Genomic DNA, 12,580 nt, shown 5'->3' on the forward strand with positions numbered 1-12,580 from the left:
CCGGACAAGGAACCCGCATGCCCTCGATAACCCTCAAAGACGGCGCTACCAAGTTCTACAAGGACTGGGGCGCCGGACAGCCCGTCGTGTTCAGCCACGGCTGGCCGCTCAACGCCGACGCCTGGGAGAACCAGGTCAACCTGGTCGCCGAACACGGCTACCGGGCGATTTCGCACGACCGCCGCAGCCACGGCCGCTCCAGCCAGGAGTGGAACGGCAACCACATGGACCAGTACGCCGACGACCTCGCCGAACTGCTCGACCACCTCGACGTTCGAGACGCCGTCCTGATCGGGCACTCCACCGGGGGCGGCGAAGTCGCCCGCTACCTCGGGCGGCACGGCACCGGCCGGGTCGTCAAGGCGGTACTGCTCGGCGCCGTGCCCCCGCAGATGCTCAAAACCGAGGCGAACCCGCTCGGCCTGCCGATCGACGCTTTCGACGCGATCCGCGCCGGCGTAACCGCCGACCGGTCCCAGTTCTACCGCGACCTCAGCCTCGCCTTCTACGGCTTCAACCGCGCCGGCGCGAAGGTCTCCGAAGGCAAACGCGAGGAGTTCTGGCTGCAGAGCATGCAGGTGGGCCTCAAAGGCGCCCTCGACTGCATTGCAGCGTTCGCCGAGACCGACTTCACCGAGGACCTCAAGAAGATCGACATCCCCGTCCTGGTCGCCCATGGCGACGACGACCAGATCGTCCCGATCCAGGCCTCCGCCCTCGAATCGATCAAACTACTCCCGAACGGCACCCTCAAGATCTACCCCGACGCACCCCACGGCCTGGTCGGCGACTTCGAACAGGCCTTCAACACCGACCTGCTCGATTTTCTCAAGAACTGATCTACCCGGTCGATGCCCGCGTCCGGCTATCGGACGCGGGCATCGACACGTTTGTCGCAAACCGACTGGGGAGTCGGCCGAAGGATGTCATCGACAATGAGGCTGACGTATTGGCGAACGTCTGTTTGTATGTCCTCCATGCAGATCGGAGTGCCGCGGCTGGCGATCGATTACGGCACCGCCTGCACCCGCACGGTCGTGGTCACGCCCGGGCAGTCCTGGCAGCCGTTTCTGATCGACGGGAATGCGGAGCCGTCCAGTGCCGCCCACGTCGACGCGCACGGGCGGATCACCGTGGGCAGTGCCGCCTGGCGGCTGGCGGCCGTCGATCCGGACGGGTTCGTCGGGGCGCCGCTGGCCGAGGGGACCGGGACCGTCAGTTGGCACGGGCGTGACGTCGAGGTCGGTGACCTGGTCGCCGCGACCCTGCTCATGGTCAGCGAGGAAGTGATCCGGCTGCTCGGCGCGGTGCCCGCGACGTACGGATGACCGTGCCCGCCGGGTGAGGGCCGCGCCGACGCACCTGGCTGCGCCGGGCCGCTCACCAGGCCGGGCTCGGGCTGCCGCAGATGGTCGAGGCGCCGGTCGCGGCGACCGGGCAGCGGCTGCTCGACGGGGAACAGCTGCCGGTCGGGGCGTTCGTACTGGTCTGTGATACGGGTGCGACGACGGAGGCGAGCGAGCTGCGGCGCGGCCCGCGCGGGTTCGAAGTGCTCTCCACGGTGCACGCCGCGGACGTAGGTGAGCTGATCCGGCATGAGCACAGCCGGTACCGGCTGACCGAGGCGGTGGACGTCGACGTATGTCAGCTGCAGGCCGCGATCGCCGGGGTGCAGCGCGCGATCACGACGGCGGAGCGGCTGCGAGCGCAGCAGGTGGTCGTGGACGGGTATGCGGGGGAGTTGGCCGCCGGCTACGACTGGCCGTGGATCGTGCCGGCGCGCGAGACGATTCGGCGCGAGGCCCTGACCGGGTACGTTGATCTCGCTGACGGCGCGGAGCCCGGCGCGGCGGTCGACCTGTTGCGGGCGGCGATGGCCGTCGATCCGCAGAACACGATGGTGCGCGCGCGGACGATCCCGGTCCTGTCGGAGCTCGGCGACGAGTCAGCGGTGCGCGCGTTGCAGCAGTAAGTCGTGTTGCCCCTGCACGTTCACGTCGTGCTGCTGGAACTCCATCAGTGGACTCGCGCGACGCCGTACGCGATCGGGGACCCCACCCCGTGGTATGCCAGCTCCCTGTCCGGAACCGGCCCGGCTCAGGTTGCAGCCGCGGTAGCCGATCGTGACAGCGTGCGGACCGTCGCGAGCAGGGTCTGGGCCGGGGTGAGGTCGGCGGCGGCGCTGGCAATCCTGGTGGCTCTCGGCTGTGCCGGCTTGTCGGTAGGGGTGGGGGCAGTGGTCGCACGAAGCCAGCACGACGCGGCCGAACAGCAACTCGCTCGCCGGACCAGCCTCGTCGTGGAGGCGGTGTCGGGCGAAACGCGCCGTTACGTGGACACGCTCCGCACCGTCGCGGCGGCGGCCGGGGCATTCACTACGCTCACCGCGTCGAAGTTCGCCCAGGCAACACAGCCGCTGGAGCAGATGCGCCTGGCGGGGGCCACGTCCATCGTGTTCCTCGTACCGGTCACGGACGCGGAGCTGACCTCGGTGCAGGCGCTGTGGCGATCCCGGGGTGTGCCGGGACTGACGCTCCTGCCTTCGGGCGCTGCCCGTCAGCACATCTTCTCGGTGCTCAACAATCCGTTGGATGCGATGACCACGCCCCGTTCCGGTGTGGACATCACACAGGCGCCGGCGCCGACCCAGGCGTTGGCCGAGGCCCGGCGCACCGGGCAGGTCACCATCTCGACGCCTTATCAGTTGATCATCGATCAGGGTCTGCCGCCTGAGCGGCGCCAGCCGTCGTTCTCGCTGACCGCCCCGGTTCACGGACCACCCGACGCCCAGGGAGACCGCCCGTTTCTCGGCTGGGTGCTGATGGGCGTGCGGGGGCGTGACTTCGTCGGCGCCACCTTGGACCGGGAATCGCAGAACCTGCTCGACGTGACGCTGCGCGCGCAGAACGCCGCCGGCGTCGATGTTCTCGTCGCCACCCAGCGTGCCAGCATGTCCGGACCCCGCGACCTTGCGAACAACGTTGACGTGCGGGTGGCCGACCGCAGCTGGCAACTGCGCGTTCAAGCGTCAGCCGGTGGGCTACCCGGTGGGACCACCAACCTGCCCCGCCTCGTGGAAGGCGTCGGTATCGTGGTCGGCCTGCTGCTGGCCGGTCTGGTGTGGGTCCTGGCCACCGGTCGCGCCCGCGCCCGGGGACTGGTCGCTCGCGCCACCCGAGACCTGACCGCGGCGGAAACCGCCGCCCGCCGCCAGGCAAACCTGCTCGCCACGATTCTGGACAGCATCAGCGACGGAGTCGTGGTCGCCGACGCCGACGGGGCATATCTGCTGCGCAACCCCGCCGCGCGGGTCATTGTCGGCGTCGGTACCGAACTCGGCAACACGCAGCGTCCGGCGGCGCATTTCGGTGCATACCGGTTGGACGGTCAGGAAGCCTTTTCGAACGCCGAACTACCGCTGGTGCGGGCCCGGGCCGGCGAATCCACCGAGCAGATCGAGATGGTTCTCCGCAACCCTGCGCACCCTGACGGCATCGTGGTCACCGTCTCCGCCCGTCCCATGCCAACCGACGACGGTCGCACCGGTGCGGTGGCAGTGTTCCACGACATCACCGACCGCAAAGCCGCTGAGATCGCACTGTGCGCCGCCCGCGACGATCTCGCCGGCCAGAAGGCATACCTGACCCAGATCCTCGACGCCATCGACGTCGCCGTCCTCGCCTGCGACACCACCGGCACGATCGTGCAGTCCAACCGCATCGCCCGCCAGAACCTGATGTCCGGCGACGGGCCGAGCACCATCGCCGACGCTGTCGCCCGGGCCGGAATACGCGGTAGTGACGGCGCGCTGATCGCCGTTGAGGACATCCCCCTGATGCGTGCCCTGGCCGGAGAACAGGTCGACGGCGCCGAATTGACGCTGCCGCTGCCCGGCGGCGTCCGGCGGATCCTGCTGGTGGATGCCCGGCCGCTGCACGACGCGTGTGGGCACATCATCGGCGCGGTCGCATCCTCCTACGAGGTCACCGCCCAACGGGAACGCGAAGCCGACTTGCAGGCGTTCGCCGGCGTGGTCGCCCACGACCTGAACGCGCCCCTGGCCGCCATCGCCGGGTTCGTCGACATCCTCACCGAGGACCTCACCGACGGCGTTGATCCGGTGTCGCTGGCAGCCACCCTGTCCCGGGTCGCCAGCGCGGTGCAACGCATGCGCCGGCTCATCGAGGACCTGCTGTCCTATGCCACCGCCCGTGACCGGCGTCTGAACCGCGAACCGGTCGACCTGGACGCCCTCGTCGCCGAGGTCATCACCGAACGCACCGCGCATCTGCGCGTCGCGCCCGGCGCCCGGCGCGATCAGTTTCCCCACATCGTCGCGGCGCCGCTGCCGATCGTCGACGTGGACAAGGCGATGACCCGCCAGTTGCTGGACAACCTCATCGGCAACGCCATCAAGTACACGCCGGCCGGAGAACCGGCGCGCATCAACGTCTCTGCCGAACCCGATGGTGAGGGCTGGACCCGGGTGCAGATCGCCGACCGTGGTATCGGCATTCCCATCAACGACCAACCCCACGTGTTCACCTCTTTCCACCGTGCCGCCGCCCACACCAACTACACCGGCACCGGCCTCGGACTGGCGATCTGCCACCGCGTCGTCAACCGGCACGGCGGCACTATCACCGCCACCGACAACCCCGGCGGCGGGACCCGCATCCAGTTCACCCTGCCCACCACTTCGTGACGGGCCGGCTCCGAGGCGCCGTCCGGGCAGAGGCCGTCCGCAAAGGCCGACGGTCCGCGACTCATCTACCGGGGCCGACAACAGGTGGCCGACCTGGCCGGCAAGGACGGCAGATCTGGGCTCCCGGGGACTACAACCTACTGAAGGTGATTTCTCCCAGGGTGCCGTGTCCGGGGCTGACGGGGCCATCAAGTCTGTTCCGCCCCGGGTTTGATGGAGACATCAAACTCGGGGCTTGACAATTCACCGGGTCGTACGGTTGCGGCGGATCAGCAGCCTGAGATGCACAGCGCGCTGGTCAGCCGCGCCCGGGTGGCCCTGGCCGGCTGATCGACATGTTCGGACTTACCCGCGCAAGGGGACGTATGGGACCGGATATGGCGGGAATGGCAATACGTATTCCTTGATTAGTGGTGGCGGCGGGAAGGGTAGGCCTGACCAGGCATTGATTAACTAGGTCAATGCCAGGCTTAGGTTGCGGGGTAGGCTGGCTGGTACTTCGAACTCTAGTACGGCAGTGGACGTAGAGCAGAAGTTTACCGCAATCATGAATAGGGACAAGATTAAAGATGCAGACCTAGTAATCAATCATCCGACTGGCCCCCGCCCTCAGAATCTTGGCTGTGACGATGTGCTGGAAGAACTACTTGATTCCGATCAAACCCTCAGAGTTCATTGGCGTGTAGCGAATGAATGGCGATCACGAATCTACAAAGGAAAACCATGACAAATTTTAAGGCAGAAGCGAGATATCGGACTGAGCATGCTGAGCGGCCGATACTGCTGGAAACTGCCGAGAGCATTGATTTATTGGTGGATGCTCTGCTGAATGGTCCGGATGACCACAATCTAGCGCAGCTCCACTCGTTGAATCGGCCACTTTTGCCGGCCTATGGGGATCCCGACCACGAGCTTCTCGTCGGAGTTGATTCGGTCCTGGGGTTTGGTGCATTGGCGTGGATGGATGCTGATGGGAACCAGGTAACACTGGGATCCGGGGAGGGTTTGGCGCAAGCTGAAATGTATTTTATAATGGGGCATAGGCGGGAATTCCCAGAAAAATCGAGCGTTCCTCTCGATTTGATTAGGCAAGCGGTCAAGGAGTTTCTGCTTTCCGGTGGAAAGCGTCCAACCTGCGTGGAGTGGCAGAAACTGGAATACTGGTGATCTATTAAGACCCGTCAATCGTGACGGTGAAGGGTCGCGACCCAAAGGCATTGCCTAGTTTGGCAACTACTGGTCACAGCGCCGATTGGATCGTGCGATCGGCAGTTGGCTTGCCGAGTCGCGCGGGCGATGTGGTGGCGCCGGTGGACCGGTGCCACCACATCGCGGTGTTATGAGCTCACCCACGTCACCCGCGACGAGCAAACAGTCCTGCGCGGAGCCCGGTTGCAGGCGCTCGGCGATCTCGCGATTCTCCCGGTAGGAGATGTGCCGGTCACTGACCGCCAGCACAGATGCCGTCGCGCTGATCAATATATGCCAGTCGACCGGGGAGCCCGTCGCGAGATCGATGCGATCGGCTGGGTGCTGAACACCCTCCCGTGTCTGGTGCCTCCCAACTGCGGGGGCGGTGCCGGCGTCACGGTGCTCAGGTCGTACAAAATCGGGGGTTGTCGCCACCAGCGACCTCTGCGTCGCGTCGATCGTCGGTCCCGGGAGAAATCGCCCCGCAGGCCAGGCACCTCACCGAGGCGCATAGGCACCAGTGGCCGTGCCGTGTCCCCGCCATGATCCGGGAGGGCTAGTCTCGCGGCATGACCACCGCGATCGAGTCCTCCCACGCGTGCTGGTCGTATGGCGATCACCAGGCCCTCGACGAGTACGCCAAGGAGTTCCTGCGCGCCGGGCTCGCCGCCGGTGAACGGATCTGGTACGTGCCGCGCCCCCGGTCGCAAGGCATCACCGACTGGCTGCGAAGCGTCAGCCCGAGGTCGTCGCGTCCCGACCCGGTGCGGATCATCCCGTGGCAGGACGCCTACACCGCCGGGCAGGTGGTCGATCCGGCCGCGCAGATCGCGGCGTACGCGGCCGTGACGGACGCCGCGCTCGCCGACGGGTTCAGCGGCTTCCGGGTGGTCGCCGACGTCACGGCCATGGTGCGCACCCCCGAGCAGCGCGACGCCTTCGCCCGCTACGAGTACGCCATCGGCCGATACATGCACACCGCTCCGATGCGTGCGCTGTGCACCTACGACCGGACCGAACTCGGCGACCGGGTGGTCGCCGAACTGGCGTGTCTGCACGAGACGAGTCACGCCAGCGGTGTGACATTTCAGCTGCACGCCGGCCCGACCGAGGACGAGGCGATACTGGACGGCGAGCTGGACATGGCCAGTGAGGACCTCCTCAGCGGCGCCCTGTGGCGTACCGGGCTGGCACCGTCCGGCGGCGAGGTGACGGTGGACGCCGGCCGGCTGCGCTTCATCGACCACAGATCGCTGCTGCTGGTGCAGCGGTACGCACAGGAACGCCGGATGACCGTCGTGCTCCGCACCGGCCTGAGCTCAGCGCTTCACCTCGCCGAGCTGCTCGAACTACCTGACGTACGTGTGGAGATGGCGCGATGAGGACGGGCGCCGCAGCCGGGCACGCCGGCTACTTCCACACGGCCGGGTGCTTCGGCTCGGATGACGAACTGCTCGGGCTCGCCGTGCCCTTCCTGACCGGCGGCGCCGCGAGCGGTGAAACCAGCGTGGTGGTCCTGAACGACCGCAACGCGCAGTTGGTGCGGGACGCGTTACCGGCGGGCGCCGCAGTCATCTTCCTGCCGGGTGGCGCGGTGTACGAGCGGCCCGCCGCGGCCATCCGGTCGTATCGGAAGCTGCTGGCCGGCCACGTGGCCGCCGGCGCGTCCCAGATCCGCATCTTCGGTGACCTGACCGCGGTCACGCACGGCGCGACCTGGGACTGGTGGGCCCGCTACGAGTCCGCCATCAACCGGGCCTACGACGATTTCCCGCTGTGGAGCATCTGCGCCTACGACACCCGCACGACACCGCCGGCCGCACTGGCCGATGTCATGCGCACGCATCCCTGGACGGCCCTGCCGGACGGACGGAACGTACCCAACGCCGGCTTCACCGACCCGCACCTCTACCTGGGCGAACGTCACCCGCCGACCCCGGATCCCGTGCTGGACGGCGAGCCGGCCGCCGAGCTGATCGACCCGACTCTTTCCGAGGCCCGCCAGGCGGTCCGCGGCGCCGACCGGGGCCACCTGGCGTCCACCGAGGTGGACGACCTGGTCGTGGCGGTCAGCGAGGCGGTGGCCAACGCCCAGCGGCACGGCTCCGGCCCGGTCCGGCTCCGGGTGTGGAGCAGCATCGATCGTCTCGTCGTGACGGTCACCGACGCCGGCACCGGCCCCGAAGACCCGTTCGCCGGGCTGGTGCCCGCCGGCGACGGCACGAACGGCGGCCTCGGGCTGTGGATCGCCCACCAGTCCTGCAACCACGTAGCCCTCTACCGCCACGACGACGGCTTCACGGTACGACTGACCGCCGGCGACCCCCACCACTGACCGCGCCCGCGACTGGGGCCCTCAATCGATCAGCGTCGGACCCCGTACGTCACTATCGGCTGAGCCGGGCCGGCCTGATCGCTTGCGGATCGCGGCAGCCGGGTTCACCAGTGCACGGTCGCCGCGAGCACGCCTCCGGTGATCGTGACAGCCGCGCCGGCGATCAGCAAGCCCGTGCACAGCCTGTCGACGTGTCGTCCGGTCGGCGCGGCGGGCTGGTCGAGGAAGGCCACCAGGACACCCCACGCCAGGGCGACTGCGCCGATCCCGAGCCCGAACATCAGCGCACGATCCGGCCAGTGGGCAGCAAACCAGGCTGCGTCATCGTGCCGCTCCGTTCGGTCGGTTCGGATCAGCCTGCGGCACGGGTGTGGCCGACGGCTGACCAGCCGGCGACGAGAACATGACAGGCGTCGATGCAGCTCCTGGCCGGCCACCGAACGCCGCGGCCAGCGCAACGTCCTCGTACGATGGAGAGCATGAATGGTTGGGTGTCGGTGTATTCCTCGGATGGTGGCGGTCGTTTCTCCCTGGCCGGTTGACTGGCCGACCGCGGCATCGACTGGAACCCTTTCACCGAGGGCGAGGTCCGCGGCGGCTTCATGTGCGGCCGCAACGACGAGACCGGCCGGTGGTGGTGCCGGCACTACCTGGACATCGACGCGGGCGCCCTGCGGCGGCTCGGCCTCCATCCCGATCAGCCGCTGTCCCGGATCGTCAGCCGCCCGCTACCGCCCTCACACGTGAAGAAGATCCTGGCGGAACGGCTGGCCCTCGAGGCATGGCAGTGACCTCCCCGGCCCGGCCCGGCGCGGCTCCGGGCCGGCGGTGTGAACGAGCCGGAATCCAGGACGAGCACGCCGGCGTGACATCCGAGGTCAGGCGCAGGGGGCTTCGACCTCAGGACGGGCTCCGGGCTTCCGGAGGCCTGGTCCGGCGGGGCCGGCCGGCGCGGAACGGTGAGCACCAGCAGCACGGTGAGCAGGCAGATGACGGCGGATCCGGACCAGACGCCGGTGTAACCGCCGAACAGGTCGCGCAGGTAGCCGCCGCCGACCGCGCCGACCGCGCCGCCGAACTGGTGGGCCGTCCACATCCACCCGAAGACGATGCCGGCACCCCGCCCGCGGGGCCTGAGCAGCCGGGTCGGCCTGCCGCCGCCGGCCCGGCCGGAGCGACGGATTCAGTCGTCGTCGTCCGCGGGGTCCGGGTCGTCGGCCTTGTCGCGGGCCCTGTCGCGCAGCTCTTGGAAGCGTTCGACGGAGCGCCACGGGGTGGTCCGGAACTCGTCGTCGCCGATCAGGTCGTAGACGGCGCAGGCTTCCCGGAAGTACCGGCCCATCGTCAGGCCGTAGGCGAACTCGTTCCACACCCGCGGGGTCATGATCGACCTGTGGTAGTCGTCGTGCCAGAACGAGTTGTGGGCGGCCGCGTAGATCTCGCCGGCCACCTCGTTGCGCCGGAAGTGTTTGTTGTCGCCCGAGGACCACCGGTGCTCCCGGTGCGCTTCCGCGATGAGGACCGGGATGTCGGTGCCGGGACAGGCGGCAGCCCGGGTCCGGGCGAAGTCGAACATCGCCTCGGTGCTGCCGCTCCACTTCGGTTTCAGGTTCTCCAGCATCTGCTGGTGGCCGAACAGGTGAGTCGGGTCGATCGCGATGAGCTTGTCGAACCGGCGCCAGCGCTCCTGCTCCGGCAGCTGCCGTGCCCGGCCCAGGATGACCAGGTAGTGCCACGCCTCGGCGCATCCCGGATCGCGGTCGGTCACCTCGTCCAGGCAGTTCTCGGCCAGTTTGAGCCGGGAGAACCAGATCTTCCACTGCTCCGGGCTGACCGTGTCAGCGGTGCCGCCACCGCGGGCGTCCCAGGCCCAGTAGACGGCGCGGGCGCCGCGGACCAGCAGCGGAAGGGTGGAGTCAGGCTCGGCGCGGACCACGTCGGGGATCCACTCCTCCACGCCTGCCGCGCTTGCTACGTGCAGCATGTACGACATCAAGTGCACGGGGTCGGCGGCGGTGAGAATGTCGCGTACCGCCGGCCAGTCCCTGGCCTTCAGGCCCAGGTTGAGCTGCTGGAGGTCCGGAGCTTTCGCGAGCCCGACGGTCGTGGGGGCGGCGTCCTGCTGCTTCGTGAAAGGCCACATGACTGATCAGAGATTCTTCTCGGTGTAGGTGCGGGAGCGGCGGAAGAACTTGATCGTTTCCCATGGTTCCCGGGTGATCCAGTCCTCGCCGATCGACTCGAACAGGCTCCAGGCCGGCTTGTGGAAATCGCCCCAGGTGAACGCGTAGGCGAAGGTGTTCCACACGATCGGCGTCAGCACCGAGATCGGATAGTCGTCGTGCCAGTACGAGGCCTGCGCCGCCTCCCAGACCTCGTCCATCACCTCGGCCGGCTCCCAGTCGGACAGCGGCGGCTCACGGTCCGGATCGTCCGGCTCGGCGAGCTGGTTCAGGTGGACGAACTGCTCCTGGTGCGCCAGCACGATCAGCGTCGGGATGTGGGTGCTGGGACAGGCGGCAGATTGCGTACGGGCGAACGCGAACATCGACTCCGAGCTACCGCCCCAGCGCGGGCTCAGCGCGAGAAGCATCTGCTCGTGGCCGAACCAGTGGTGCGGCTCGATCTCCACCAACCGTTGGAACCGCCGCCGGCGCTCCGGCTCGGGCAGGTTCCGCGCGCGGCTCAGGGCGATCGACCAGGTCCACGCGTCGGCACTTCCCGGATCGCGCCGGAGCACCTCCTCGACGCATTCCTCGGCCTGCCCTACGAGCCGGATCCAGAGCTGCGCTGCGGCGTCACTCATCGTGCTGGTGAGCCCGTCCCGGCGCAGTTCCCAGGCCGAGGTCAGCAGGCCCGCACCGCGCAGCAGCAGCGGCAGGGTCGCGTCCGGCTCGCCGCGGATGACGTCGGTGATCCACCGTTCCACCCCGACGGTGGTCGCGGCGACGGAGAAGTAGTACGCGCGAAGCTCGGGATCCTCCGCCTCGAGGATCCCGCGGGCGGTCGGCCAGTCGCGCCGGCGAAGCGCCCGGCGCAGGAGTTCGGCCTCCTCGTCGAGGAATCGGCAGAACTCCAGAGTCCCGTCGTCATCATCGGCTTCGTTCTTCTTGATCGACCACACGGCCGCCGATCCTATGTGCAACCGCCCCCGGTCCGGAAGATCAACTCCGCTCCGGGCCCGGCAGGGGGTCCTCACTTGCGGCCCTCGGTGCGGCGGATCGGTGCCCGGGCCCTGGCCGCACCGGCGACAGCGGGATTGCTGCGCGCCGGTCGGCTGCGGTGGGGAGCATTCGCGGCGAGAGCCGACTTCATGCGGGCTTCACGGCCGGAACCGGGCTGTCCCATCGTACGAAATGGAATTTGTCTCAATCTCTCTCGGCGTCCGGCGGGATCAGATGCGGCCGAAGTCCTGGGTCCAGTAGATCGTGCCGATGGACGTGGTGGCGATGCCCACGCCGACCGCGGTGCTCGAGCAGTCGAGGATGTTCGCGCGGTGCCCGGCGCTGTTCATCCAGCCGGTGACGACCTCCTGCGGTGTGCGGTATCCCCAGGCGATGTTCTCCGCCGAGGCGCCGTTCTTCGGGTAGCCGGCGGTGACCTCACGGGCGACGAAGTCGCTGCCGTTCGAGCCGGTGTGGCTGAAGAAGTTCTGCGCGATCATGTCGCTGCTGTGTGCCCGGGCGGCGGCGATGAGACGGCTGTCGATGCGCAGCGCGCCGCAGCCGTTGCTGAGGCGTTCGGTGTTGGTCAGCGCGACGACCTGTGTCTCGAAGTCGTTCGAGGTCGCCGGCGGCGCGGTCGACGTTGTCGGCGTGACGGTCGGTGACGACGTGGGGCCGGGCGCGGAGGTCGTCGGCCGCACCGTCGGCGACGAGGTCGGCCGGGAGGCGCCGGGAGTCGCCGGCGGGGTGGGCCGGGAGGTGCCGGGAGTCGCGGGCGGGGTGGGCCGGGAAGCTGGCTTGCGGTGCCAGCGGTCGTCCGGCCGGTTCGGCTGCCCGTGCGGGTGGCCCGGGTTCGTGACGACGACACCCGTCGCGGCGGGCGGTGCCGCGGAGGCCGCAAGCGCCGGGCCCGCGACAGCGCACAACGGGGTGGCGATGACGACGGCGGTGAGGGCGGCGCGGCGGAGCTTCCGGGTCACGAGGGTGCCTCTTTCTGCGGTCGACATGGTCACCGCTGTGATCGGGTGGGTCGGTCGCAGGGGGAGCAGAAGACCTCAACCGCAACTGTCGGCACCTGAAGCGCCACCGCAGGAGGTTCGCCGCGACGACCCGCCTGGCCCGGACCGCGCAAAACCGAGCCATGCCACGGCGTCGGCGGCCCCCGGCCACCTCGAAGCCGGGCTC

The 12,580-nt window shown here is 68.6% G+C and carries 13 protein-coding genes; 9 read left to right on the forward strand and 4 right to left on the reverse strand.

The genetic code is table 11. The features are described 5' to 3' along the window. The first annotated feature begins 17 nt into the window (after positions 1–17). From Apa02nite_RS28035 to Apa02nite_RS28070, 8 genes are all read left to right on the forward strand, one after another. Positions 18–839 carry an alpha/beta fold hydrolase gene (locus Apa02nite_RS28035; protein WP_203827653.1) on the forward strand — a complete coding sequence of 274 codons (822 nt, stop codon included), beginning with the start codon at positions 18–20 and terminating at the stop codon, positions 837–839. A 138-nt stretch (positions 840–977) separates the two neighbouring features. After that, positions 978–1,328: a hypothetical protein gene (locus Apa02nite_RS28040; RefSeq protein WP_203827654.1), complete on the forward strand. Its 351-nt coding sequence runs from the start codon at positions 978–980 to the stop codon at positions 1,326–1,328. An 80-nt stretch (positions 1,329–1,408) separates the two neighbouring features. After that, positions 1,409–1,972, forward strand: coding sequence for a hypothetical protein (locus tag Apa02nite_RS28045; protein ID WP_203827655.1), 564 nt, complete (start codon positions 1,409–1,411; stop codon positions 1,970–1,972). 27 nt (positions 1,973–1,999) lie between these two features. Next, positions 2,000–4,705 (forward strand): ATP-binding protein, encoded by a 2,706-nt coding sequence (locus Apa02nite_RS28050; RefSeq protein WP_203827656.1) that lies wholly within the window; start codon positions 2,000–2,002, stop codon positions 4,703–4,705. Positions 4,706–5,180: 475 nt separating this feature from the next. Continuing rightward, a complete protein-coding gene (locus Apa02nite_RS52410; RefSeq protein WP_373873064.1) occupies positions 5,181–5,432 on the forward strand; it encodes a DddA-like double-stranded DNA deaminase toxin in 252 nt (83 codons plus the stop codon). After that, the gene (locus Apa02nite_RS28060) at positions 5,429–5,872 is read left to right on the forward strand and encodes an Imm1 family immunity protein (protein WP_203827658.1); all 444 of its coding nucleotides are present in this window, start codon (positions 5,429–5,431) and stop codon (positions 5,870–5,872) included. The genes Apa02nite_RS52410 and Apa02nite_RS28060 overlap by 4 nt, the downstream gene beginning before the upstream one ends. A 593-nt stretch (positions 5,873–6,465) precedes the next feature. Continuing rightward, entirely contained in the window at positions 6,466–7,278 is an 813-nt protein-coding gene (locus Apa02nite_RS28065) for an MEDS domain-containing protein (RefSeq protein WP_203827659.1), read from the forward strand. Then, complete coding sequence (locus tag Apa02nite_RS28070) at positions 7,275–8,231, forward strand: anti-sigma factor RsbA family regulatory protein (RefSeq protein WP_203827660.1); 957 nt, start codon at positions 7,275–7,277, stop codon at positions 8,229–8,231. The genes Apa02nite_RS28065 and Apa02nite_RS28070 overlap by 4 nt, the downstream gene beginning before the upstream one ends. A gap of 104 nt (positions 8,232–8,335) precedes the next feature. Here the strand turns inward: Apa02nite_RS28070 and Apa02nite_RS28075 are convergent, their stop codons facing one another. After that, entirely contained in the window at positions 8,336–8,512 is a 177-nt protein-coding gene (locus Apa02nite_RS28075) for a hypothetical protein (RefSeq protein WP_203827661.1), read from the reverse strand. A gap of 321 nt (positions 8,513–8,833) precedes the next feature. Here Apa02nite_RS28075 and Apa02nite_RS28080 point away from each other — a divergent pair, with 321 nt between their 5' ends. Next, a complete protein-coding gene (locus Apa02nite_RS28080) occupies positions 8,834–9,022 on the forward strand; it encodes a hypothetical protein (protein WP_203827662.1) in 189 nt (62 codons plus the stop codon). Between the two features lie 392 nt (positions 9,023–9,414). On the opposite strand, the gene Apa02nite_RS28085 is transcribed toward Apa02nite_RS28080, so the two are convergent. From Apa02nite_RS28085 to Apa02nite_RS51265, 3 genes are all read right to left on the reverse strand, one after another. Beyond that, complete coding sequence (locus Apa02nite_RS28085; RefSeq protein ID WP_203827663.1) at positions 9,415–10,374, reverse strand: hypothetical protein; 960 nt, start codon at positions 10,372–10,374, stop codon at positions 9,415–9,417. Between the two features lie 6 nt (positions 10,375–10,380). Continuing rightward, entirely contained in the window at positions 10,381–11,355 is a 975-nt protein-coding gene (locus tag Apa02nite_RS28090; protein ID WP_203827664.1) for a hypothetical protein, read from the reverse strand. Positions 11,356–11,625: 270 nt separating this feature from the next. Beyond that, on the reverse strand, positions 11,626–12,375 hold the full coding sequence (locus Apa02nite_RS51265; protein WP_239164622.1) for a CAP domain-containing protein: 750 nt from the start codon (positions 12,373–12,375) through the stop codon (positions 11,626–11,628). Positions 12,376–12,580: the final 205 nt, after the last annotated feature.

The organism is Actinoplanes palleronii, from assembly GCF_016862315.1.
Taxonomy (GTDB): Bacteria; Actinomycetota; Actinomycetes; order Mycobacteriales; family Micromonosporaceae; genus Actinoplanes; species Actinoplanes palleronii.

Bases quoted from the DNA above. Each gene is read 5' to 3' on its own strand.
- Apa02nite_RS28060 (WP_203827658.1), top strand. From the start codon at position 5,429: ATGACAAATTTTAAGGCAGAAGCGAGATATCGGACTGAGCATGCTGAG.
- Apa02nite_RS28065 (WP_203827659.1), top strand. From the start codon at position 6,466: ATGACCACCGCGATCGAGTCCTCCCACGCGTGCTGGTCGTATGGCGAT.
- Apa02nite_RS28075 (WP_203827661.1), bottom strand. From the start codon at position 8,512: ATGTTCGGGCTCGGGATCGGCGCAGTCGCCCTGGCGTGGGGTGTCCTG.
- Apa02nite_RS28070 (WP_203827660.1), top strand. From the start codon at position 7,275: ATGAGGACGGGCGCCGCAGCCGGGCACGCCGGCTACTTCCACACGGCC.
- Apa02nite_RS28085 (WP_203827663.1), bottom strand. From the start codon at position 10,374: ATGTGGCCTTTCACGAAGCAGCAGGACGCCGCCCCCACGACCGTCGGG.
- Apa02nite_RS28080 (WP_203827662.1), top strand. From the start codon at position 8,834: ATGTGCGGCCGCAACGACGAGACCGGCCGGTGGTGGTGCCGGCACTAC.
- Apa02nite_RS28035 (WP_203827653.1), top strand. From the start codon at position 18: ATGCCCTCGATAACCCTCAAAGACGGCGCTACCAAGTTCTACAAGGAC.
- Apa02nite_RS28045 (WP_203827655.1), top strand. From the start codon at position 1,409: ATGGTCGAGGCGCCGGTCGCGGCGACCGGGCAGCGGCTGCTCGACGGG.
- Apa02nite_RS28040 (WP_203827654.1), top strand. From the start codon at position 978: ATGCAGATCGGAGTGCCGCGGCTGGCGATCGATTACGGCACCGCCTGC.